Source organism: Actinoplanes sp. CA-252034 (genome assembly GCF_050956125.1).
Classification (GTDB): Bacteria; Actinomycetota; Actinomycetes; order Mycobacteriales; family Micromonosporaceae; genus Actinoplanes.
This window is the reverse complement of the sequence record NZ_CP191846.1, coordinates 9507077-9529723: the sequence shown is the minus strand read 5'-3', so window position 1 is coordinate 9529723 and position 22647 is coordinate 9507077. Positions and strand designations below refer to the sequence as shown.

18 protein-coding genes and 1 pseudogene are annotated in these 22647 nt (G+C 70.0%); 10 read left to right on the top strand and 9 right to left on the bottom strand.

Features of this window, described 5'->3' with window-relative positions; translation table 11 throughout:
* Window positions 1-29 precede the first annotated feature (29 nt).
* A complete protein-coding gene (locus tag ACQPZW_RS42985; protein WP_433791769.1) occupies window positions 30-1295 on the top strand; it encodes a DivIVA domain-containing protein in 1266 nt (421 codons plus the stop codon).
* 52 nt (window positions 1296-1347) lie between these two features.
* Here ACQPZW_RS42985 and ACQPZW_RS42980 read toward each other — a convergent pair whose 3' ends face one another.
* Window positions 1348-1587, bottom strand: a complete 240-nt coding sequence (locus tag ACQPZW_RS42980) for a DUF2631 domain-containing protein (RefSeq protein ID WP_433791768.1) — start codon at window positions 1585-1587, stop codon at window positions 1348-1350.
* A 122-nt stretch (window positions 1588-1709) separates the two neighbouring features.
* On the opposite strand from ACQPZW_RS42980, the gene ACQPZW_RS42975 reads away from it, so the two are divergent.
* A complete protein-coding gene (locus tag ACQPZW_RS42975) occupies window positions 1710-3260 on the top strand; it encodes a Rieske 2Fe-2S domain-containing protein (protein ID WP_433791767.1) in 1551 nt (516 codons plus the stop codon).
* Here ACQPZW_RS42975 and ACQPZW_RS42970 read toward each other — a convergent pair.
* Window positions 3257-4810 carry a phytoene desaturase family protein gene (locus ACQPZW_RS42970; RefSeq protein WP_433791766.1) on the bottom strand — a complete coding sequence of 518 codons (1554 nt, stop codon included), beginning with the start codon at window positions 4808-4810 and terminating at the stop codon, window positions 3257-3259. The genes ACQPZW_RS42975 and ACQPZW_RS42970 overlap by 4 nt on opposite strands.
* An 11-nt stretch (window positions 4811-4821) precedes the next feature.
* The gene (locus tag ACQPZW_RS42965) at window positions 4822-5655 is read right to left on the bottom strand and encodes a YhjD/YihY/BrkB family envelope integrity protein (protein WP_433791765.1); all 834 of its coding nucleotides are present in this window, start codon (window positions 5653-5655) and stop codon (window positions 4822-4824) included.
* 44 nt (window positions 5656-5699) lie between these two features.
* Between ACQPZW_RS42965 and ACQPZW_RS42960 the strand changes: the two genes are divergently transcribed.
* From ACQPZW_RS42960 to ispG, 4 genes are read left to right on the top strand one after another with little or no spacing between them, the layout of a single operon-like run.
* Entirely contained in the window at window positions 5700-6182 is a 483-nt protein-coding gene (locus ACQPZW_RS42960) for a YcxB family protein (protein ID WP_433791764.1), read from the top strand.
* Between the two features lie 15 nt (window positions 6183-6197).
* Window positions 6198-7406: a 1-deoxy-D-xylulose-5-phosphate reductoisomerase gene (dxr, locus tag ACQPZW_RS42955; RefSeq protein ID WP_433791763.1), complete on the top strand. Its 1209-nt coding sequence runs from the start codon at window positions 6198-6200 to the stop codon at window positions 7404-7406.
* A complete protein-coding gene (locus ACQPZW_RS42950) occupies window positions 7406-8665 on the top strand; it encodes a M50 family metallopeptidase (protein WP_433791762.1) in 1260 nt (419 codons plus the stop codon). The genes dxr and ACQPZW_RS42950 overlap by 1 nt, the downstream gene beginning before the upstream one ends.
* Before the next feature lie 11 nt (window positions 8666-8676).
* Window positions 8677-9849 (top strand): flavodoxin-dependent (E)-4-hydroxy-3-methylbut-2-enyl-diphosphate synthase, encoded by a 1173-nt coding sequence (gene ispG, locus ACQPZW_RS42945; RefSeq protein WP_433797795.1) that lies wholly within the window; start codon window positions 8677-8679, stop codon window positions 9847-9849.
* 371 nt (window positions 9850-10220) lie between these two features.
* On the opposite strand, the gene ACQPZW_RS42940 is transcribed toward ispG, so the two are convergent.
* Window positions 10221-11060, bottom strand: a complete 840-nt coding sequence (locus ACQPZW_RS42940) for a GNAT family N-acetyltransferase (protein WP_433791761.1) — start codon at window positions 11058-11060, stop codon at window positions 10221-10223.
* A gap of 123 nt (window positions 11061-11183) precedes the next feature.
* On the opposite strand from ACQPZW_RS42940, the gene ACQPZW_RS42935 reads away from it, so the two are divergent.
* Window positions 11184-11789, top strand: a complete 606-nt coding sequence (locus ACQPZW_RS42935; protein ID WP_433791760.1) for a PadR family transcriptional regulator — start codon at window positions 11184-11186, stop codon at window positions 11787-11789.
* 167 nt (window positions 11790-11956) lie between these two features.
* Complete coding sequence (locus tag ACQPZW_RS42930) at window positions 11957-13939, top strand: PAS domain S-box protein (RefSeq protein WP_433791759.1); 1983 nt, start codon at window positions 11957-11959, stop codon at window positions 13937-13939.
* A 115-nt stretch (window positions 13940-14054) separates the two neighbouring features.
* Here ACQPZW_RS42930 and ACQPZW_RS42925 read toward each other — a convergent pair whose 3' ends face one another.
* The 5 genes and pseudogenes from ACQPZW_RS42925 to ACQPZW_RS42905 form a co-directional block, all read right to left on the bottom strand.
* Complete coding sequence (locus tag ACQPZW_RS42925) at window positions 14055-15023, bottom strand: LLM class F420-dependent oxidoreductase (protein WP_433797793.1); 969 nt, start codon at window positions 15021-15023, stop codon at window positions 14055-14057.
* Between the two features lie 126 nt (window positions 15024-15149).
* Window positions 15150-16217, bottom strand: coding sequence for an ABC transporter permease (locus tag ACQPZW_RS42920; RefSeq protein WP_433791758.1), 1068 nt, complete (start codon window positions 16215-16217; stop codon window positions 15150-15152).
* A pseudogene (locus ACQPZW_RS42915) lies at window positions 16214-17106 on the bottom strand (ABC transporter ATP-binding protein). The gene ACQPZW_RS42920 and the pseudogene ACQPZW_RS42915 overlap by 4 nt, the downstream one beginning before the upstream one ends.
* Before the next feature lie 69 nt (window positions 17107-17175).
* Window positions 17176-17820 carry a response regulator gene (locus ACQPZW_RS42910; protein WP_433791757.1) on the bottom strand — a complete coding sequence of 215 codons (645 nt, stop codon included), beginning with the start codon at window positions 17818-17820 and terminating at the stop codon, window positions 17176-17178.
* Window positions 17817-19055, bottom strand: coding sequence for a sensor histidine kinase (locus ACQPZW_RS42905; RefSeq protein WP_433791756.1), 1239 nt, complete (start codon window positions 19053-19055; stop codon window positions 17817-17819). The genes ACQPZW_RS42910 and ACQPZW_RS42905 overlap by 4 nt, the downstream gene beginning before the upstream one ends.
* Window positions 19056-19789: 734 nt before the next feature.
* On the opposite strand from ACQPZW_RS42905, the gene ACQPZW_RS42900 reads away from it, so the two are divergent.
* Entirely contained in the window at window positions 19790-21286 is a 1497-nt protein-coding gene (locus tag ACQPZW_RS42900) for an amino acid permease (protein ID WP_433791755.1), read from the top strand.
* Window positions 21287-21299: 13 nt separating this feature from the next.
* Window positions 21300-22646, top strand: coding sequence for a glutamine synthetase family protein (locus tag ACQPZW_RS42895; RefSeq protein ID WP_433791754.1), 1347 nt, complete (start codon window positions 21300-21302; stop codon window positions 22644-22646).
* The last annotated feature ends 1 nt before the right edge of the window (window position 22647 follow it).

The window sequence follows — 22647 nt, the reverse complement described above, 5'->3', positions numbered from 1 at the left end:
AGGTCCCAGCGAGCGGAGTGGGAGACGTTGTGACGAGTCAGGGGCAGCGTTTCCGAAGGCGTGCGCTGCGGCGTGGCTACAAGGTCGACGAGGTCGATGCGTTCCTGGACCGGGTCGAGGCGACCCTGGCCGGTGAGCAGGTCGGCCCGCCGGTCGGTGCACAGGAGGTGCACGACGTCGTCTTCCGGGTGCGCTTCGGCGGCTATGACGAGTGGCAGGTCGACCTGCACCTGGACCGGGTGGAGCGCCAGCTCGCCGAGTTCGAGGAGCGGGGCGGCCGTCCGGTGGACTCGATGCGCGACTCGATGCGCAGCGGCCTCACGGCCGGCTCGGTCTCCGGTCCTCCGGCGATGAGCCAGAGCCAGGGCTTCGACCGCGGCGGCTTCGACCGCGGGCCCGCCGGCGCCGGCCCGCAGGTGCAGGGCTTTCCCCAGGGACAGGGTGGCTTCCCGCCCGGCCCGGGCATGCAGCCGCAGGGGATGCCGAGTCGTGGTGGTCCGGGCGGATTCGGTGGCCCGGGTGGAGGCGCCCCGGGGATGAACCCGGCGGCCCAGATGGCGTCGCCGCCGACCGAGCGGCTCCCCGCGCCGATGCGCGACGACCGGATGATGCCGCCCCAGATGCCGCAGCGCCAGCAGCAGCAACAGCTTCCGCCGGGCCCCGACCCGTACGGGCGGTATGACGAGCCGACGGGCTACGGCCAGCAGATGCCCCCGCCCTCACAGCTGCCGCAGCGTTCCGGCCCGCCGCCCGGTTACGACCCGAGTGGGTTCGACCAGGGCGGTTACGACGGTTTCGAGGCTGGCCGGCACGGTAAGACGGACATGACCGCCGAGATCCGCATGCCGGACCGTGATCCGCGTGGCGGCTACGGGCAGCAGATGCCGGGCGCTCCGATGCCGGGCTCCCCGATGGCCATGCCGGGTTCGCCGATGCCGGGTGCTCCGATGAGCGGCCCGCCGTACGGCGGGGGCGGCGGTTACGGTCAGCCGCCACAGCAGCCTCAGCAGCCGCAGGTCGGCCCGCCGCTGGGTGAGCCGGGTGGCGAGCTGTACCGGGTGGACCAGCTGCGCAGGACGTTCCAGCCTCGCCGGTTCGGCAGCGGTTACGACCCGATGCAGGTGGACCGCCTGTTCGAGGGCATCCTGCAGGCGATGACCGGCCGCGGCCCGATGCCGGTGAACGAGAACGATCTCGACATGCTCCAGTTCGGCCTGGTGCCGAACGGCTACTTCGAGGCCGAGGTCGACGCCGCGCTGCGTGAGGTGAAGGACATCCTGCTGCGCCGCCGGTGATCAAGCATGCTGAAAAGAGGGGCCGCGGCCCCCTCTTTCGCTGTCCGGGGTCTTACTGGTCGTTGGGGCGCAGACCGCTGCGGCGTAGGACCGCGTCGCCGATGAGGATCGCGACGAGGCCGATCGCGATGCCGACGAGCCAGACCTTCTCGGTGTTGCCCTGCTGGTTGCCCCACAAGAAGAGCAGCATGATCGCGGCCGAGATGATCGCGCCCTTCCGAGCCCGCTTGCGGTTGCCGGGCTTCAGCTGGTCGGGCGCGTAGACCTCCTCGTGGTGTTCTTCCGCAGCCACGGTGGCAACCTCCTAGTCGATGGTCGATCGGAAAACAGTCTGTCACGGGGTCAGTGGGCGGAACCCACCAACCCGGCTGTACTTTCGAGGCGGTCAAAAAGAGCAAGCAGAGGAGCGATCAAGTGCGGATCACGGGCACCGGCCATGCGAGCATGCGGATCGACACCGCTGCCGGCAGCATTCTGTGCGATCCGTGGGTGAACCCGGCGTATTTCGCCTCGTGGTTCCCGTTCCCGGACAACTCCCTGCTCGACTGGGAGACGCTGGGCGACGTCGACTACCTGTATGTCTCCCACCTGCACCGGGACCACTTCGACGCGGAGCACCTGAAGAGGTTCGTCAACAAGAAGGCGACCGTCCTGCTGCCGGAGTACCCGACGTCCCAGCTGGAGGACGAGTTGCGGGCGCTGGGGTTCACCAGCTTCCTGCGGACGAAGTCGGACGAGGTGCACGAGCTCGACGGCGGTCTGAAGGTGATGATCCAGGCGCTGATCAGCCCGACCGACGGCCCGATCGGCGACTCGGCGCTCTGGGTGGAGCATGACGGGATTCGCGTCCTTAACCAGAACGACGCCCGTCCCGCCGACCTGACCCGGTTCAACGAGCTGGGCCACGTGCACGCGCACATGCTCCAGTTCTCCGGTGCCATCTGGTACCCGATGGTCTACGAGCTGCCGGACAACGCGAAGACCGCGTTCGGCAAGCAGAAGCGGGAGCGGCAGTTCGACCGCACCTGGCGCTACATCGACGACCTGAAGGCCGACTTCGTCTTCCCGATCGCCGGCCCGCCGTGCTTCCTCGACGACGAGCTGTGGCAGTTCAACGACATCCACGGCGACGAGGGCAACATCTTCCCGGACCAGTCGGTGTTCCTGACGGAGTATGCGAAGGTCGGCGGCACCAACGCGGTCGTCCAGCTGCCCGGCAGTGTGACCGAGCTGACCGACGGCGGCACGCGGCAGACCACCACGCACCCGACTCCGGTCGACGAGTTCTTCGCCAACAAGAAGGCGCACCTGGAGGAGATGCGGGAGCGCAAGCGTCCGATCATCGAGGCGGAGAAGGCGTCCTGGCGGCACCCGGAGATCGACGTCCTCAAGGAGCTGAAGAAGCGGATCGAGCCGCTGCTCGAGGAGTCGATCTACATGGCCAAGGGCGTGGGCGGGCCGGTTCGCTTCGACCTGGTCTCCTACGACGGCGACGAGGTCGAGTCGATCGTCGTGGACTTCCCGGGCAAGCAGGTCCGGGCGTACGCCGACGAGAAGGTCCGCTACCGCTTCCGCACCCAGCGTGAGCTGATCGAGCACCTCATCTTCATCGACGAGGGCGACTGGGTGAACTCGCTGTTCCTGTCCTGCCGCTTCTCCGCGGCCCGGATCGGGCAGTACAACGAGTTCGTCTACGCGTTCTTCAAGTGCCTGTCCGAGGAGCGCCTGCAGTACGCCGAGGGCTGGTACGACGAGCACGAGAAGTCCGTCGACGCCGAGGACATCCAGTTCGGCGACTGGACGGTCCAGCGGCGCTGTCCGCACCTGAAGGCCGACCTGTCCCGTTTCGGTGTCCTCGACGGCAACGTGCTCACCTGCCAGCTGCACGGCTGGAAGTTCGACCTGCCCAGTGGCCGATGCCTGACCGGCGTCGGCCACAAGATCAGGGCCAGTAAAGAGGGCTAGAGCCCCATGTCGCGGAGGATGCGGCGGGCCGCGTTGTGGCCCGCCGCGCCGATCACACTGCCGGCCGGGTGCGCCCCGGCCGAGCCGTGGTAAAGCCCGTCCAGCCCGGTGAAGTAGGGCATGCGCTTGTCGAACGCGACGGTGTTGTCGACGTGGTGGATGTGCCCACCGGTGATCCCGAAATGCTGCTCGATCCCCGGAGGCGTGAGCGGGAACACGTCGGCGACCAGATCCGAGGTGCCGGGCGCGTACCTGTCACAGATGGCGAGCAGTCTGTCGACGTACCCCGGAAGCTCTTTGTCCCATGATGTGCCGGAAGGCTCGAAGGGGACGGACTGCACGAACAGCGCCGAGGAATGATGTCCGGCCTCGTCGCGCAGCGACGGGTCGACGGTGGTGTGCAGATACCACTCGATGGTCGGCTCGGCCGGCAGGACACCGGCCTGCACGTCCGCCCACATGTTGCGCAGATTGGTCATCGGCGAGCCCTCGCCGGGCAGCAGATGGATGGTCGACCCGAACGGCGACGGCGCGCCCGGCGGCAGGCATTCGAAGACCGGCAGGTCCCGCAGCGCGAGGTTGACCTTGAGTGTGCTGCCGGGCCGCTTGACCGCGGTCATCCGCTCGGTCAGCGCCGCGGGCAAAATCCCATCAGGGACAAGACCCATCAATTGGTACGGGTCACAGCCGCCGAGAACCACCCGGGCCCCGACCGCCCGCCCGTCCGCGAGCACCACCCCACTGGCCGCCTCGCCGTCGACGGTGACCGAGGCCACCCGGGCATCTGTGAAGATCCGCGCCCCGGCCGCCCGCGCCGCGTCGGCGAAGGTCCGTGACACGGTCCCCATCCCGCCCTCGGCGATCAGCCACGTCCCGTCCGAGCCGGGCAGCCGGCACATGTTGTGCACCAGGAAGTTGTGCCCGGTCCCCGGATCGTCCGGCCCCGCGTTCAGCCCGGACAGGCCGTCGGTGACCGCGTACATCGCGACGAGCAGCTCACTGGCGAACCCGAACCGGCCCAGGTAGTCGGCGACCGAGCCGCTCACCAGATCCAGGAAGGTGCTCTGCAACTGCGGCCGGATGTGCCGGTCGGCGATCTCCTCCACCGGCGCCGGCTCCTCGAGCCAGGCCGGCGCGAGATCGGCGCGCAGCGCGCCGATCTCCACCGAGAGCGCCTCGTCGGCCTTGGCGTCCCGATCGCTGAGCTGGGCGCGGTTGGCCCGGCCGTCACTGCCGAAGAGGAGGTACGGCGAACCGGCCCCGACGCCGGGCAGGAAGTAGTGCGGGTCGCGCCGCAGCACGGGGATGTCCACGTCGAGGGTCCGCAGCAGCTCCGGTGGCATCAGCCCGAGCAGATAGGACCCGGTGGACTGGCCGAGGCCGGGCACCTTGGGGAAGGGGTGTTCGGTGCGGGTGGCGCCGCCGATCACGCCCGCGGCCTCGAGCACGACGACGTCGAGCCCGGCGCGGGCGAGCAGGATCGCGGAGACCAGGGCGTTGTGGCCGGCCCCGATGATCACCACGTCGGCGCGGTCCGGAATGGGGGTCATGGTTCGCGAGGTTATCTTGTGATCGCGCTCGGTGACCTCGCCGAATCATCCGAGAAATGCGGCTCGACGGCGCGGGTCGCCGCGAAACCGGTGAGCAGCACCACGTGGAAGAGGTAGAGCCACAACCCGACCGCCACCACACCGCCCACCGGGGTGAGCCCGCCGAACGGAACTCCCAGATCTAGCGGCAGCGACGTGAACAGCACGAACCCGTGCAGGAAGCCGGACAGGTTCGCGGCCGTGAACGAGCCGATCAGAACGGTGGCGAGCCACGGCGGGCGGCCCGGGGCGACGTACCGGAACACCCAGATCACCACCGGGGTCAGCAGCAGCCAGATCGCCAGGAACGACAGCACCACCCCGAGCACCGACCACCAGCCGCCGCGTACCCACAGGCCGCTCGTCGACGGCAGGGCCAGCAGCAGCGACAGCAGCAGGGCCGGGGCGGCGGCCAGCAGGGGCAGCCAGAGCAGCCGGCCGCGCCAGCCGACCAGCTTCTCCCCGGGACGCGCGATGGAGGCGAACGCGCGGCGCAGGCCCTCGCCGTACAGGGTCGCCGGCAGCAGGCTGGCCAGCGCGAACATCGGCGTCAGGCCCAGCCCGGCGTCGATCAGGGCGGCGAGCGCGCCGGGCGCGCCGATCTCGTCCGGCAGGGCGGCGAGAGTCCTTCCGGTCAGATTTCGTACGCGCTCCGCGCCCACCAGCAGGCCGGTCAGCCAGATCGCCAGCAGCGCCGCCGGAACGACCGCGATGCCGCTGTAGAAGGTGATCGCGGCGGCGTGCAGCGCGACGTCCTTGCCGCGCAGCGGCCGCATCAGGGCGGCGATCACGTTTCGCACGACCATCAGGTACCCCGATCGATACCGCGGATCACTATGATCTCGCATTCGTGGACACCGACACCGCCTTCTCGTTCTCGGCGCATCCGACCCGGCAGCAGCTCCTCGTCTCGATCCGGCGGTTCACTCGCGGGCAGGCGCGGTTCTTCCGGCTGGCCGGAGCGCTGCTCATCGTGTTCGGTCTGGTGTTCTCGCTGGACGACGAGATCGTCCTGCGGATCTTCACGGTTCTCTTCGGCCTGCTGTGCATCCTGGCGGTGCCCGAGCTGACCGTCCGGACCGTGGTCGCGAAGATCCAGGGGATGCTCAGCCGGCCCACCGAGTACCGGATCGACGACCAGGGTGTCCGGATGACCACCGACCTGACCGAGTTCTTCGTCCGGTGGGCGGCCGTCGACCGGCTCGACGAGGCACCCGGCCTGCTCATCGCCCGGACCGGGCAGACCGGCTTCTACGCGGTGCCGACCGGAGCGCTGCCGCCGGAGACGGCCGCCGAGGTCACCGCGTTCGTGCGGGCGCACGTCAGGCCCTGAGCGCCGTCCGCGACAATGGGCGGTATGCGAGACCTCGTACTGCTCGGCTCCACCGGGTCCATCGGCACCCAGGCCATCGACATAGTCCGGCGCAACCCGGACCGGTTCCGGGTGGTGGCCCTCGGAGCGGGCGGCGGCAACGTCGCGCTGCTCGCCGCCCAGGCGCTCGAGCTGGGCGTCGAGGTGGTCGGGGTGGCCCGCGCCTCGGTCACCCAGGACCTGCAGCTCGCCTTCTACGCCGAGGCGCAGAAGCGCGGCTGGGCGACCGGCGACTTCAAGCTCCCCAAGATCGTGGCCGGTCCGGACGCGATGACCGAGCTCGCCCGGTGGCCCTGTGACGTGGTCCTCAACGGCGTGGTCGGCAGTCTCGGCCTCGCGCCCACCCTCGCCGCTCTGGAGTCCGGCCGGATCCTCGCGCTGGCCAACAAGGAGTCACTGGTCGCCGGTGGCCCGCTGGTCCGGCGGATCGCCAAGGAGGGCCAGATCGTCCCGGTCGACTCGGAGCACTCGGCACTGGCCCAGTGCCTGCGCGGCGGCACGGCGGCCGAGGTGCGGCGGCTGGTGCTCACGGCCAGCGGCGGCGCCTTCCGCGGCCGGCGGCGCGAGGAGCTGACGAACGTCACACCCGAGGAAGCGCTCAAGCATCCGACCTGGGACATGGGGCCGGTGGTCACGATCAACTCGGCCACCATGGTCAACAAGGCGCTCGAGGTGATCGAGGCCCACGAGCTGTTCGGGGTGCCGTACGACGACATCGAGGTGATGGTCCACCCCCAGTCGGTGCTGCACTCGCTCGTGGAGTTCACCGACGGGTCGACCCTCGCCCAGGCCAGCCCGCCCGACATGCGGCTGCCGATCGCGCTCGCGCTGGCCTGGCCGGAGCGGGTGCCGGGCGCGGCCGCCGCGGTCGACTGGACCCAGGCCCACAACTGGGAGCTGCGGCCGCTCGACCACGAGGCGTTTCCCGCGGTCGAGCTGGCGAAACAGGCCGGCCGGGCGGGGCGCTGCCTGCCCGCGGTCTACAACGCCGCCAACGAGGAGTGTGTGGCCGCTTTCGTCTCCGGTCGGCTACCTTTTCTGGGCATCGTCGACACACTGGAACAGGTGCTGGCAGCGGCCCCTGGTTTCGCCGATCCGGGTAACGTCGAGGACGTGCTTGCCGCAGAAGCATGGGCGCGTGCCCAAGCGCAGCGGACCATCGAGACTGTGGCTGAAGGAGCCTGATGCTGTTCTGGCTGGGGTGCGCAGCCTTTGCGCTGACGATTCTGATCTCGGTGAGCCTGCACGAGCTGGGTCACATGATCACCGGCAAGCGCTTCGGGATGAAGGTCACGCAGTACTTCGTCGGCTTCGGCCCGACCATCTTCTCGTTCCACCGCGGTGAGACCGAGTACGGGTTGAAGCTCATCCCGCTCGGCGGCTTCTGCAAGATCGTCGGCATGACGCCGCAGGACGAAGACGTCGCCCCCGAGGACCAGCACCGCGCGATGTGGCGGTTCCCGGTCTGGAAGCGGACCGTCGTGATGGCCGCCGGCTCGATCACCCACTTCATGCTGGCCCTGATCGGCGCCTGGGCGATGGCGTGGGCCATCGGCCTGCCGAACATGGACATCCCGCGGACGGCCGCCGAGGAGCGCACCGCCCCCGCCCAGATCCGGGTGGCCGACTGCCTGCTGACCTCCCTGAGCGACACCAGCACCGAGTGCAAACCGGGCACCGCCAGCGCCGCCGTTGGGCCCGCCCAGACCGCCGGCCTGCAGACCGGCGACGTGATCACCAAGGTCGGCACCACCCCGATCGCCAACTACGGGCAGCTCACCGACGCCATCCGGGCCGCACCGGCCGGGCCGACCGTCTTCGAGTACACGCGAGACGGCCAACCCGGGCAGAAGACGGTCAACCTGATCTCCGCCGAACGACGGCCGATCGGTGACCCGTCCGGTCCGATCTCCAACGTCGCCGTGGCCGGCATCAGCTGGACCACCGAGCTGCCGGCGGTCGTCCACTACAACGCCCTCGGCGCGATCCCGGCGTCCGGGGAGTACAACTGGTTCCTCGTCGAGAACTCGATGCGGGCCATGGCCCGCATCCCGGAGAAGATCCCCGCCCTGTGGAACTCGATCACCGGCGACGAGCGCGACCCGGACACCCCGATCAGCGTCATCGGCGCCAGTCGGATCGGCGGCGAGGCCATCGAGAAGGGCGTGCCCGAGGTCTTCTGGGGCGTCTTCATCTCCCTCAACGTCTTCATCGGCCTGTTCAACCTGCTGCCGTTGCTGCCCGTCGACGGCGGTCACATCGCCATCGCGTGGTTCGAGGCGCTGCGCTCCCGGCTGTACCGACTGCTCCGCCGGCCCGATCCGGGCCGCGTGGACTACTACAAGCTCATGCCGTTGACGTATGCGGTCATCCTGATCGGTGGCGCGTTCACCCTGTTGACCGCCACCGCTGACATCATCAACCCCATTACGATCTTCAAGTGAGTGATGCGAAAGTGACCGCGATCAGTCTCGGAATGCCGGCCGTCCCCCCGCCGCCTCTGGCGCCGCGCCGCAAGAGCCGCCAGATCAACGTCGGGGGAGTGCTGGTCGGCGGCGGCGCCCCGGTCAGCGTCCAGTCGATGACCACCACCCTCACCTCGGACGTCAACTCCACCCTCCAGCAGATCGCCGAGCTGACCGCATCCGGCTGCCAGATCGTCCGGGTCGCCGTCCCCTCCCAGGACGACGTAGAGGCGTTGCCCGCGATCGCCAAGAAGTCGCAGCTCCCGGTGATCGCCGACATCCACTTCCAGCCGAAGTACGTGTTCGCCGCGATCGACGCCGGCTGTGCCGCGGTCCGGGTCAACCCCGGCAACATCCGCCAGTTCGACGACAAGGTGAAAGAGATCGCCAGGGCGGCCTCCGACGCCGGCATCCCGATCCGCATCGGCGTCAACGCCGGCTCGCTCGACAAGCGCCTCCTCGAGAAATACGGCAAGGCCACCGCCGAAGCGCTCGTCGAATCGGCGCTCTGGGAATGCTCGCTCTTCGAGGAGCACGGCTTCCGTGACATCAAGATCTCGGTCAAGCACAACGACCCGGTCGTCATGATCCGGGCGTACCGGCAACTCGCCGAACAGTGCGACTACCCGCTGCACCTCGGCGTGACCGAGGCGGGCCCGGCCTTCCAGGGCACGATCAAGAGCGCCGTCGCGTTCGGCGCGCTGCTGGCCGAAGGCATCGGCGACACCATCCGGGTCTCGCTGTCCGCGCCGCCGGTCGAAGAGATCAAGGTCGGCAACCAGATCCTCGAGTCGCTGGGTCTTCGTGAGCGCGGCCTCGAGATCGTCTCCTGCCCGTCCTGCGGGCGTGCCCAGGTCGACGTCTACACCCTGGCCGAGCAGGTCACCGCGGCCCTCGACGGGTTCCCGGTGCCGCTGCGGGTCGCCGTCATGGGCTGTGTGGTCAACGGGCCCGGTGAGGCCCGCGAGGCTGATCTGGGAGTGGCGTCCGGCAACGGCAAGGGGCAGATCTTCGTCAAGGGCAAGGTCATCAAGACCGTTCCCGAGTCGATCATCGTGGAGACGCTGGTCGAGGAGGCGCTCCGCCTCGCCGACGAGATGGGGGCCGAACTCCCTGACGAGCTGCGCGAACTGCTGCCGGGGCCGACGGTCACCGTGCACTGAGAATCTGGTCGGCTGGGTTTGATTGCTGCGCTTCGCTCCGCGGCAAAACGCTGGGTTTGATTGCTGCGCTTCGCTCCGCGGCAAAACGCCTTTTAACCGGTGTCGAGGCAGCCGATTTCCCGCCACCCAGCAAACCCCGCTGGGCGTCGGAAAATCGGCTGCCTCGACACCGGCGGCGTTTTGCGGGTCGCCCTGTGGCTACGTGCTCACTGGGAAACTACGGGGTGGCGCGGTGGTACAGGCCTAGAGCCAGCGGTGGTACAGCCCTAGAGCCAGTGGTGGTACAGGTGTCTAGAGCCTGCGGGGGTGCGGGGTGGGGTGGGCTGCGGTGGGGCGGCTCGCGGCCCTTGCTGGGTGGGTGGTGGGTGGGGCTAGAAGAGGACTGTGGCGAAGCTTCCGGCTGAGGTGAAGCCGCAATTGGCGTACACCCTTCGGGCTGAGGTGTTGTAGTCGTTGACGTAGAGGCTGACCGTGGGGGCGACCCGGCGTAGGGCGTCCGCGACCACGGCGGCCATGGCGGCTGTGGCCAGGCCGCGACCCCGGTAGCCGGGGTGCACCCAGACGCCCTGGACCTGCGTGGTGCGGCGGGTGACTATCGCGAGCTCGGCCTTGAAGACCACCAGGTCGCCGTCGAAGCGGGCATACGCTCGTTTCGCCTTGACCAGCTCGGCGATCCGCCGCCGGTAGCCGCGCCCTCCGTCGTCCTGCATCGGCGAGACCCCGACCTCCTCGGTGTACATCGCCACGGCGGCCGGGAAGAGCTGGTCGACCTCGCCGGAGCGGACCAGCCGGACCGCCGGGTCGGGACGGACCGCCGAGTCACGGTCGGTCACCAGCAGCGGCTGATGCGGCCGCACATCGCGGGCCGGCCCCCAATTGCCGCCGAGCCGGTCCCACAGGTCGAGCACCGCCTCCGAGCGGCCGATGATCGACGAGCAGATCCGTGGCTCGGCGCCGAGCAGATCGGCGAAGGCCGCGGTCGCGGGCGGTGTCGCTCCGACCGGCACCAGATGTGCCCCGGACCAGATGATCGACTCGATCTGGCGGCGCGGCTCATAGCCGTAGATCCGCCCGTCCGACCGCCACCAGTTCAGCCCGTGGGCCGCCACGCGCTCCGCGATCTGGGCACCCGCGTAAGGGTCGGCGTCGAGGATCCGCTCGACGGCCGCGCGCTCGGGCTCACCGAGCTGGCGAATGGGCACCGTCAACACAGGTACCACATTGCCAGATAGCGGGCCGTCGACACGTATCGCAACCCCGCGATCCCAGAAACCCTTGTCGCCGACAGGTTGCCGATATATCGTCTAACTATCGACGACAGAACGGAGAAGATCATGAGGCACATGCATGGAGAGCGCGGACACGGTGGCCACGGGTGGCCCGGCGAGTTCCGCAGGCGCGGGTTCGGGTTTCCGCCCGGATTCCCCTTCGGCGCCGGAGGCCCGGGCGGCCCCGGCTTCCCGCCGCCCGAGTTCGGTCGCCCGGGCCGGCGAGGCGGCCGCGGTGGCCGGCAGAATGTCCGGCCCGCGATCCTCGCGCTCCTGGTCGAGCGGCCGATGCACGGCTACGAGATGATCCAGGAGCTCGACGCCCGGACCGGCGGGATCTGGCGGCCCAGCCCCGGCTCGGTCTACCCGACCCTCCAGCTGCTCGAGGACGAGGGCCTCATCGAGGTCACCGCCGAGGGCGGCCGCAAGAGCTACCGGCTCACCGAGGACGGCCGGCCCGAGGCCGAGACCGCGGCACAGAACCCGCCGTGGTCCGAGATCGGCGCCGACACCATGTCCCAGGTGCAGGACTTCCGCGACGCGGCGGTCGGCATCATGGGCGCCCTCAAGCAGGTCGGTTTCAGTGGCACCGCCGAGCAGCGTCAGCGGGCGCTGGAGGTGCTCAACGAGACCAAGCGAAAGCTCTACGCCATCCTCGCCGAGAGCGAGTGACCACGCCGCACACCGGAGCGGATCCGGTGTCGCGGCCCCCCGGGACGCGCCCTGCCCGGGCGCGTCCCGTCGTGTCTGACCTGCGGAAACCCACCCCATGGATTGTTCGGCGACCTACCCTCGATGATGCTGGCGTAGCGTGCGGAAAACGGGGGTGAGGTGCCGGAGTGAGTGAACCCTCCGACGCCGTCGTCATCGGGCTCCTCGAGGCCGCCCCCGATGCGATCATCGCGGTCGACCGGGGCGGGCGCATCGCGGTGGTCAACGCGCAGACCGTGCGGATGTTCGGCTACGAGCGCGCCGAGTTGCTGGGGCAGTCGATCGAGCTTCTGGTTCCGGAGCGGTTCCGGGACCGTCATCCGGGACATCGCCGGGCGTACCTCCGTGATCTCCGTCCTCGCCCGATGGGCGCCGGAGTCCCGCTCACCGCCCGTCGCCGGGACGGCAGCGAGTTCCCCGCCGAGATCTCCCTCTCCGCCCTCGCCTCCGGCGGGATGATCGTCGCCGCGGTCCGGGACGTCAGCGACCGGGTCCGTCGGGAGGCGAAGTTCCAGGGCCTGCTGGAGGCCGCGCCGGACGCAATCGTCGGTGTCGCCGCCGACGGGCGGATCACCCTCGTCAACGCCCAGGCCGAGCGGCTGTTCGGATATCAGCGCAGCGAGCTGTTCGGTCAGCCGATCGAGACGCTCGTCCCCGAGTCCGCCCGCGCCCGGCACCCGGACCTGCGAAACCGCTACTTCGCCGATCTCCGTCCCCGGCCGATGGGCTCCGGCAAAGCCCTGCGTGCCCGTCGCCGGGACGGCAGCGAGTTCCCCGCCGAGATCAGCCTCTCCGCCCTGGAGACCGAGGACGGGCTGATCGTCTCCGCCGCGATCCGCGACGTCAGCGAGCGCATCGAGGCACAGGCCGAGCGTCAGCGCCTGGAAGCCGAACGGGAACGCCTCGCCGCGGCCGCCGAACGGGAACGTCTGGAGGCGCAGCTCCAGCAGTCGCAACGTCTGGAGAGCCTCGGTCAGCTGGCCGGCGGCGTCGCCCACGACTTCAACAACCTGCTCGCGGTGATGCTCAACTACGCCGGTTTCGTCGCCGAGCAGATCCAGGAAGCCGCCGACGCCGATCCCGACGGCGCCTGGCCGCAGGCCTCCCGCGACCTGCAACAGGTGCTGCGGGCCGGCCGCCGGGCCACCGAGCTCACCCACCAGTTGCTCGCTTTCGGCCGCCGCGAGGTGGTCCGTCCGCGCGTCATCGACCTCAACGTGGTGATCCGCGAGGTGGAGCAACTCCTGCTGCGTACGCTCGGCGAGCACATCCAGCTGCACGCCGACCTGGAGCCGCGGCTCTGGCCCGTCCTCGCCGACCCCGGCCAGATCGAACAGGTGCTCGTCAATCTGGCCGTCAACGCGCGTGACGCGATGCCGGGCGGAGGCACCCTCACCGTGCACACCGGCAACCAGGAGCTCACCGCCGACGAGGCGACCCGGACGCGGCCGCCCGTCCCGGCCGGCATGTACGTGCGCCTCCGGGTCGCCGACACCGGCACCGGCATCCCACCCGACGTCCTGGAACGCGTCTTCGAGCCGTTCTTCACCACGAAGGCGCCCGGCGAGGGCACCGGACTCGGCCTGGCCACCGTCTACGGCATCATCACCCAGGCCGGTGGGTACGCCATGCTGCAGTCCACGGTCGGCGCCGGGACCGTGGTGACCGCTCTGCTCCCGGTGACGCAGGAGCTGCCGGCCGCGACCACCGCATCCACCGGCCCCGCCCTGCTGCAGCGTGGCGGCGAGACGATCCTGGTCGTCGAGGACGAGGAGGCCCTGCGCGCCGTCACCGAGCGCATCCTGACCCGCAACGGCTATCACGTCCTCAGCGCCGGCGGCGGGCCGGAGGCCGTCAAGATCGTGCAGGACGCGAGCCGGCACATCGACCTGATGCTCACCGACGTGATCATGCCGAACATGCACGGCCCCCAGCTCGCCGAGCACGTCCGGGAGGCCCGACCCGGGCTGCCGGTCGTCTACATGTCCGGTTACGCCCAGCCGTTCATCACCGGCGAGGGAACCCTCGAGCCCAACACCATCCTGATCACGAAGCCGTTCACCCAGGCCGAGCTGCTGGAACGCCTGCGCGAGGCCCTGGATCGGATCTGAGCCGTGAATCCCGCGGCCGGCCGCGCGGAAGAACCGGGCACCAAGACAGCAGGCAGGCGAGGTCGGCGCGAGGCGCAACGGCGCCGGGCCGGGCGGGGTTCGGGGCGGAACGGCGTCAGGCCGGGCGGCCGAGGGCGGCGATCAGGTCGAGTAGGGCCGGGAGGCCGCCGCGCTCCAGCTCGGGCGTCGGGGTCAGCGCCATGATCGGGACGGTCACGCCGGCGTCGGCGTAGGCCTGCACACGGGCCCGGCACTCGGCCGGGGAGCCGTGCACGATCAGCTCGTCGACGAGCTGATCCGGGATAGCGGCCAGGGCGCCCTTGCGGTCGCCGGACTGCCACGCCTGCCACATGGGGGCGAGCAGCTCCGCACGGCCCAGCCAGCGGTGGAAGGCGGCGTAGGCGGGCACCGTCAGGTAAGCGGTGATCATGCGGCGGCCGACGGTCCGGGCATACGCGGCGTCCTCGGTCGGGACCAGGAAGATCCGGGCGGCCACCTCGAAGTCCGCCTTCGCCTCCTTGGTCTCGGCCAGAGCCGTGGCCACGTCGGCGGGGGACAGCCAGTTGAGGATCACACCGTCGGCCTCCGCGGCGGCCAGGCGCAGCATCCCCGGGCGGAGCGCGGCGAGCATGATCTGCGGCGGCGTGGCGGGCGGGCGCTCCAGCCGGAACCGGCGCACCGAGAACGTGTCGAAGTCGCCGTCGACCAGCTCGCCGGCGAGTGCCGACCGGACGAAGCGGAGCACGTCACGGCTGCGGGCGAACGGCCGGTCGAAGTCGACGGCGTTCCAGTCGCCGACGACCACCGGGGACGACGCGCCGATGCCGAGCTGGAACCGGCCGGGTGCCGCCTCGGCCAGCGCGGCGGCCGTCATCGCGAGCAGACCGGGCCCCCGGGTGAAGGCCGGTGCGATCGCGGTGCCGAGGCGTAGCCGCGGCTCCCAGGCAGCGGCCAGCGTCAGCGGGGTGAACCCGTCGGCGCCGGCGACCTCGGCCGACCAGGCGTCGGTGAAACCCGCATCGGCCAGCGCCGAGAAGACGGCGGCGTGCTCGGAGAGCGGAACGCCGCCGAACGGCACGGTCATGCCCCATCGCATCGACATGACCCCGATCCTGCCGGGCGGATCGGCGTGATGTCCAACACTTCACCGGAGGTGCGGGATATCCCACGATCCTCCGGTGAGGTGTCGGCCGGCGCCGGTCCGATCGGGTCAGCCGGTGGTGACGCGGGTCCGCCAGGCGGTGGCGAACGAGGTCTTGCCGTTGGTCCGCAGCAGCGAGCCGTGGTAGATGCGGGCGCCGATCGCGAGCATGCCCGCCGCGCTCAGGGCCAGGATCGCCAGCGCGAGGAACGGCTCCCAGGCGGCCGCCCCGTTCTCGAAGATCCGGATCGGCATGGCCATCGGCGAGGACAGCGGGAAGTAGGAGAGCGCGGTCAGGGCCGCGTCGTTGTCCCGCAGGAAGAGCACCGCGAAGAACGGGATGAGCACCGCCATCTGCACGGTCCCGGAGGTGCTGCCCAGATCCTCCTGCCGGGCGGCCAGCGCGCCGACCGCCGCCCACAGGGTGGCCAGCATGACGAAGCCGAGGACGAAGAACGGAAGGAACCAGCCGAGCGCCGGCCGTAGGGCGCTGATCGCCCCGTCGTCCAGATCGGCCACCGTCGTGCCGATCAGCGCGATCACCGACAGCAGCGCGATCTGGGCGAAGGCGAGCACGGTCATCGCGGCGATCTTGCCGGCCAGCAGCGCCCGGGCCGGGATGGTGGCGACCAGGATCTCGACGATCCGGGTCTGCTTCTCCTCCACCACGCTCTGCGCGATCTGCAGGCCGAAGAGCAGGGACGTGATGTAGCAGAGCATGGCCAGAGCGAGCGGTACGAAGATCGCGATGAACTCGTCGAACGGGGGCGGGGCGAGCAGCTCCACCGGCGGGACGGTGCTCAGGACGTCGAGCACCTCGCTGGGCGCGTCCTCCATGGCCACCACCTTGGGGCCGGGCAGCACCACGGCCTCCACCTCGCCGTCGCGGAGCAGCTGCTCGGCCGCGGCCGGGTCGGCGACCTCACGGACGTCGAGCTGGGCCGCGCGCAGGGCCGGGACGGCGGCGCTGTCGACCACCGCCACCTTCGTCGGGCCGCTGTTGAGCATGGCCGGGATCGCGATCGACGCGATCAGGACGACCAGGAACGACACCGTGCTGAAGATGAACGCCTTGTCCCGGAGCTTGGCGCGGATCTCCCGGCCGAAGACGAGCCGGGCGGCCTGGAACGTGGTCACTGGATAACCTCTCGGAAGATCTCGGCGAGCGAGGGGCGGACCGGCCCGAACGCGCGGACCGGGCCACGGTCCAGCGCGGCCCGCAGCACCGTCTGCTCGTCGGCCCCGTCGGTCAGGTCGAAGACGGCCCGGGCGCCGTCGAGCTCGAGCAGCGTCACGCCGGGCTCGTCGCGCACCCAGCCGGCGTCACCGTCCACCTCGATCCGGTAGCGGGGCAGCGCGTACTGCTCACGCAGGGCGGTCCGGGAGCCGGCGGCGCGGACCGTGCCGTCCGCGATGATCACCAGGTCGTCGCAGAGACGCTCGACCACCTCCAGCTGGTGGCTGGAGAAGAGGACGGCGGCGCCGGTACGGGCGCGCTCGCGGAGAACGGCCAGCACGGTCTCCACCGCGATCGGGTCGAGGCCGGAGAACGGCTCGTCGAGGACCAGCAGCTCCGGGTCGTGCACCAGGGCCGCGGCGATCTGCGCCCGCTGCTGGTTGCCGAGTGACAGCTTCTCCACCGGGTCACCGGCGCGCTCGGCCAGCTCCAGGCGCTCGAGCAGGGCGGTGGTACGCCGTTTGGCGTCCACCGCGGACAGCCCGTGCAGACGGCCCAGATAGACGACCTGTTCCCCGACCGTCATCTTCGGGTAGAGCCCGCGCTCCTCCGGCATGTAGCCGAACAGCTGCCGGTCGTTCTTGCCGATCGGCTTGCCGCGCCAGGTCACCGTGCCGGTGTCGGCGGCGAGCACCCCAGGATGATGCGCATGGTGGTGGTCTTGCCGGCGCCGTTCGCGCCGACGAAGCCGGTGAGCCGGCCGGAGTCCACCGCGAACGACACGTCTTTGAGGACCTGCCGCTCCCCGAAGGACCGGTTGACGGCCTCCACGTTCAGGACGGTTGTCATGACCAGAACGCTAGATCATCATCGATGCGGTGTCGTCCGGCGCGGGGACGTCATCCTCCAGAAGGACCCTCAGCCGCCGGGACGGACCACGCCCAGCTCGTACGCCAGCACGACGGCCTGGGTGCGGTCGCGGGCCCCGATCTTCATGAGCACCCGGCTGACGTGCGTCTTCACCGTCGTCTCGCCGAGGTGCAGCATGGTCGCGATCTCCGCGTTGGTGGCGCCGCCCGCGAGCAGGACCAGCACCTCGTGCTCGCGGGGCGTCAGCTGGTCCAGGCGCACGCCGGTGGCGTTCGGCGTCGTGAACGTGGAGATGACCCGGCGGGTGACGGCCGGGGCGAGCAGCGCCTCCCCGGCGGCGATCACCCGTACCGCCTCGGTCAGGGCCTCCGGGGTGCCGTTCTTGAGCAGGAAGCCACTCGCGCCCGCACGCAAAGCCGCGAACAGGTAGTCGTCACGGTCGAAGGTGGTCAGGATCAGCACCGACGGCCCGCTCGCCGCGGTGATCCGCCGGGTCGCCTCGAGACCGTCCACACCGGGCATCTCGACGTCCATCAACACCACGTCGGGCCGCAGGCGCAGGGCCATCTCGACCGCCTGGGCGCCGTCGGCGGCCTCGCCGACGACGGTGATGTCGTCCTCCATCTCGAGGATGACCCGGAAACCGGTCCGGACCAGCTGGTGGTCGTCGGCGAGCAGGACGGTGAGGCTCACAGCGTCACCCCGGCCTGGTAGGGGAACCGGGCCCGCACCCGGTATCCGCCGCCGGGATGCGGGCCGTGTTCGAGGGCACCGTCGTGCACCGCCACCCGCTCCCGCATGCCGACCAGCCCCATGCCGCCGGCCGAGGGAGCGCCGCCCCGGCCGTCGTCGGTGACGTCGAGCTCGAGCTCGCCGCTGAGGTAGCGGACGCGGACGTCGAGGGTGCGGGCGTGCGCGTGCTTGAGCGTGTTGGTCACCGCCTCCTGGAGGATCCGGTAAACCGCCTGGGACAGCGACTCGGGCAGTGGGACCGGGTCGCCGTAGACGGCGTAGCGGACGGTCAGCCCGGCCTCCCGGGCCCGGTCGGTGATCTCCTCGAGCCGGTCGACGCCGGCGTTCGGCACCACCTCCTCGGCGACGGGGGCGGGGCCGGCCCGGAGCGCGCCGAGCATCCGGCGCAGCTCGTCGACGGCCGTGCGGGCGCCCTCCTCCACGGCGGTGAGCGCGACCCGGGCCCGGTCCGGGTCCTTGTCGAGGGCGCGGCGGCACGCGGACGCCTGGATGCCCATCACGGACACGTGGTGGGCGACGACGTCGTGCAACTCCCGGGCGATCCGGACGCGCTCGCCGAGGACGGCCCGCTCGGCGGCGGCCTCCTGGGTGATCCGCAACTCGGCGGCCTGGTCCTCGAGGGCCTGGCTGCGCCGGACGTGCTGCCACGCGGCATCGCCCATCAGGTAGCCGAAGGCGAAGAACGCCGCATTCACCACGAACCAGTTGAATGCCACCGACGCCTTCTCGGCGGGGCCGCCGAAGTCGCCGGCGAGGAAGACGAAGCCGAAGACGAGCCAGGCGAACATCGCGCCGATGATGCCCAGACGCAGGATCCGGGCCCGGTCCCGGTCGCGGCCCCAGGCGCCGAGGGCGTAGATCGCCGCGAACAGGGCGCCGATGGTGACCTGCTGCTCCTGCGAGCCACGGAACTGGCCGCCGATGAAAGCGGCGCCGATGAGCACGGCGACCACGTCGGGGTACGCCCGGCGCAGCGTGAGCGGGAGCGTGATGGCCAGCACCCAGGCGACCTGCTCGGGCAGGGGTGCGACGTCGCCCGGATCGCCGAGGTCACGGGTGAGGAAGAGGTTGGCCAGGGCGACGGCGGCGACCGCCAGGCCGATCCACACGTCGGTGCGCCGCTGCGCCGCGGTCGGGCCGGGCCGCACCCACTCGTCGAGGTTCACCGATGGCATGGGCAGACCATCCCACGAACCCGCAAGTACGGCTCAGCCGCGCCGGGTCTGTGTGGGGATGCTCGCGTCCGGTCGGGGGCTGCGCGGGAGAGCGGCCCATCGCCGGACACCGGACTGCCGCGGCCGGGGATTCCGTCCCGTCATAGACCAGGGCCCCGGCGGGTAACCGGGGCCCTGGCTTTTCAATTCTGATGCCGGGTTCTACCGGCGCATGTGGTCGACCGGCTGCGTGCCGCTAGCAGTCGACCAGAGTGATGAGCATCGGCTGCGATCACCTCTTGTCGGGCCGGGGACGTCGTGATTACGCGTTGCTGCGGTATCTCGTCCTCCTCCTCCAACTCAGCGACTGGGCCAGTTGCTTGTCGGCCGTGACCGACAAACCAAATGTAGGCCGCCAGCGGCGAGATTTCTAGTGTCGCCGCTGTAGATTTTTTCGGTGAAAGGCCTTCCGAGCTGGGAAAACACTTTCTTCGATGAGTGGGGTGGCGGGGGTGGTGCGGCGGCGACGCGGGGCGGGCGCTGAGGAAGAGAGAGGTGACCGCGCCCCGCGCCGCCGCCGGCGGAGAGGTGTCCACAGTCGATCCGGCCGAAGGATCGCTCTCGTCAAGGATCGCTGCGGGGCCGGTTCGCGGCAACGCAATTAACCCTGTGCATTGACTGCCGTAACACGGCGGAGCGATCATGACCCGAGCAGTGGCTCAGGTCACAGTCCTTCGTGTGTAGGGGGCATCCCGATGAGCACCGACGAGGAAAGACTCGCCCAACTCGGTTACAAGCAGGAACTCCACCGACGACTCTCCGGTTTCTCCAACTTCGCCGTCTCGTTCTCGATCATCTCCATCCTGGCCGGGGCGATCACCTCGTACGGCATCGCGATGAAGGCCGGTGGTCCGGTCGCGATCACCCTCGGCTGGCTCTTCGTCGGCATCATGGTGACCTTCGTGGCGCTGGCCATGGCGGAGGTGTGCTCGGCCTATCCGACCGCGGGCGCCCTCTACTGGTGGGCCGCCGCACTGGCCAAGAAGAACAAGCCGGCCTGGGCCTGGTTCATCGGCTGGTTCAACTTCCTCGGCGAGGTCGCGGTGACCGCGGCCATCGACTTCGGCGCGGCGATCACCACGGCCGCCTTCCTCAGCCTGACCTTCGGGCTGGAGGTGACGGCGCTCTCGACCTTCCTGATCTTCCTGGTCATCATCGTGGTCCACGGCCTGCTGAACACCTTCGGCGTGAACCTGGTGCGGGTCCTGTCCGACATCAGCGCCTGGTGGCACCTGATCGGCGTCGCGGTGATCGTCGGCATCCTCGCCGTCGTCCCCGACCAGCACAAACCCATCTCCGAGGTGTTCACCGAGGTCTACAACGCGACCGGGTTCACCTTCGCCGGGGCGGGCGTCTACGCGGTGCTGATGGGTCTGCTGATGGCGCAGTACACGTACACCGGTTACGACGCCTCGGCACACGTCGCGGAGGAGACCCACGACGCGGCCCGCGCCGCGCCCCGCGGCATCGTGCTGTCGGTGGTGGTCTCGGTGATCGCCGGCTTCGTGCTGCTGGTCGCGATCACCTGGTCCATCCAGGACTACGAGGGGGCGCTCGGCACGGAGCTCGGCCTGCCCCCGGCGCAGATCTTCATCGACGCGGTCGGCAAGGACCTGGGGATCTTCCTGCTCTTCATCTGCATGGTGGCGCAGTGGTTCTGCGGCATGGCCTCGGTCACCGCCAACTCCCGGATGTCCTACGCCTTCGCCCGCGACGACGCGATCCCCGGCTCGCGGATCTGGAAGAAGGTCAACCCCCGCACGGGTACGCCCACCAACTCCATCTGGCTCTGCGTGGGCCTGTCCACCCTCCTCGTCCTGCCGTCGCTCTGGAACACGGTCGCCTACTTCGCCGCCACCTCGATCGCGGTCATCGGCCTCTACATCGCCTACGTCGGCCCGGTCCTGCTGCGCCGGCTCAACCCGGACTTCCAGCCCGGCCCGTGGAATCTCGGGAAGTGGAGCGCGCCGGTCGGATGGATCGCGATCGTCTGGGTAGGGATCATCTGCGTGCTCTTCGTCCTGCCGCCCGGCAGCCCGATCACCGCAGAGACCTTCAACTACACGATCGTCGCCGTGGCGGTGGTGCTCGGCGCGGCCGCGATCTGGTGGTTCGCCAGCGCCCGGAAGTGGTTCACCGGGCCGAAGCAGAACCTCCTGGAGAAGGCCGCCCACGGCGAGTCCGTCGACTGATAGGACTGAACACATGGATCTCGAGGAACTCGACGTCTCCGTCGACAACGGCAGCATCGACACCGTGCTTCTGGCCCTGACCGACATGCAGGGCCGGCTGCAGGGAAAACGGCTGCATGGGAAGTTCTTCATGGACGAGGTGGTGTCCGGCGGCAGCGAGGGATGCAACTACCTCCTCGCCGTCGACGTGGACATGAACACCGTCGACGGGTACGAGATGTCCTCGTGGTCCACCGGCTACGGCGACTTCGTGATGAAGCCCGACTTCAGCACGCTGCGCCGGGTCCCGTGGCAGCCCGGCACCGCGGTGGTCCTCGCCGACCTGCTCGACACGTCGGGGCAGCCGGTGCCGGCGTCGCCCCGGCAGATCCTGCGCCGCCAGCTCGACCGGCTGGCGACGCACGGGCTGACCGCGTTCGCCGGCACCGAGCTGGAGTTCGTCCTCTACCGGGACTCCTACGAGCAGGCGTTCGACAAGGGCTACCGCGGCCTGACGCCGGCCAACCAGTACAACGTGGACTACTCGCTGCTCGGCACGGCACGGGTCGAGCCCCTGCTGCGCCGGATCCGCAACGAGATGTACGGCGCCGGCCTGATCCCGGAGAGCGCCAAGGGGGAGTGCAACCTCGGCCAGCACGAGATCGCCTTCCGCTACGCCGACGCGCTGACCAGTGCCGACAACCACGTGATCTACAAGAACGGGGCGAAGGAGATCGCCGCCCAGGAGGGCATGGCGCTGACCTTCATGGCCAAGCCCAACGAGCGCGAGGGCAACTCCTGCCACATCCACTTCTCGCTGCGCGACGAGAACGGCCGGTCGGCGATGCTCGGCGACGGGCCGGCCCACCTGAGCGAGACCGGGCAGCGGGTGCTGGCCGGTCTGCTCGCCACGATGCGCGAGTTCAGCCTGCTCTTCGCGCCGAACATCAACTCGTACAAGCGGTACCAGCCCGGCTCGTTCGCGCCGACCGCGCTGCGCTGGGGCGTCGACAACCGGACCTGTGCGCTGCGGATCGCCGGGCACGGGCAGGGCATGCGGGTGGAGAACCGGGTGCCGGGCGGGGACGTCAACCCGTACCTGGCGATCGCCGCCCTGGTCGCGGGAGCGCTGCACGGCATCGAGAACGAGCTGTCGCTGGAGGACGAGTTCCGCGGCGACGCCTACCACGACGAGACGGCCGGCCGGGTGCCCGGGACGCTGCGCGAGGCGACCGAGCTGTGGCAGGGCAGTTCGGTGGCGGAAACCGCGTTCGGGGCGGACGTCGTGTCCCACTACGCGAACATGGGGCGGGTGGAGCTGGCGGCCTACGACGCGGCGGTGACCGACTGGGAGCTGCGTCGTGGATTCGAGCGCCTCTGAG

Excerpts from the sequence above, each read along its gene's own strand:
- ACQPZW_RS42970 (WP_433791766.1), bottom strand. The coding sequence starts at position 4,810 with ATGACCCCCATTCCGGACCGCGCCGACGTGGTGATCATCGGGGCCGGC.
- ACQPZW_RS42965 (WP_433791765.1), bottom strand. The coding sequence starts at position 5,655 with ATGGTCGTGCGAAACGTGATCGCCGCCCTGATGCGGCCGCTGCGCGGC.
- dxr (WP_433791763.1), top strand. The coding sequence starts at position 6,198 with ATGGGCGGTATGCGAGACCTCGTACTGCTCGGCTCCACCGGGTCCATC.
- ACQPZW_RS42950 (WP_433791762.1), top strand. The coding sequence starts at position 7,406 with ATGCTGTTCTGGCTGGGGTGCGCAGCCTTTGCGCTGACGATTCTGATC.
- ACQPZW_RS42935 (WP_433791760.1), top strand. The coding sequence starts at position 11,184 with ATGAGGCACATGCATGGAGAGCGCGGACACGGTGGCCACGGGTGGCCC.
- ACQPZW_RS42925 (WP_433797793.1), bottom strand. The coding sequence starts at position 15,023 with ATGACCGTGCCGTTCGGCGGCGTTCCGCTCTCCGAGCACGCCGCCGTC.
- ACQPZW_RS42905 (WP_433791756.1), bottom strand. The coding sequence starts at position 19,055 with ATGCCATCGGTGAACCTCGACGAGTGGGTGCGGCCCGGCCCGACCGCG.
- ACQPZW_RS42900 (WP_433791755.1), top strand. The coding sequence starts at position 19,790 with ATGAGCACCGACGAGGAAAGACTCGCCCAACTCGGTTACAAGCAGGAA.
- ACQPZW_RS42895 (WP_433791754.1), top strand. The coding sequence starts at position 21,300 with ATGGATCTCGAGGAACTCGACGTCTCCGTCGACAACGGCAGCATCGAC.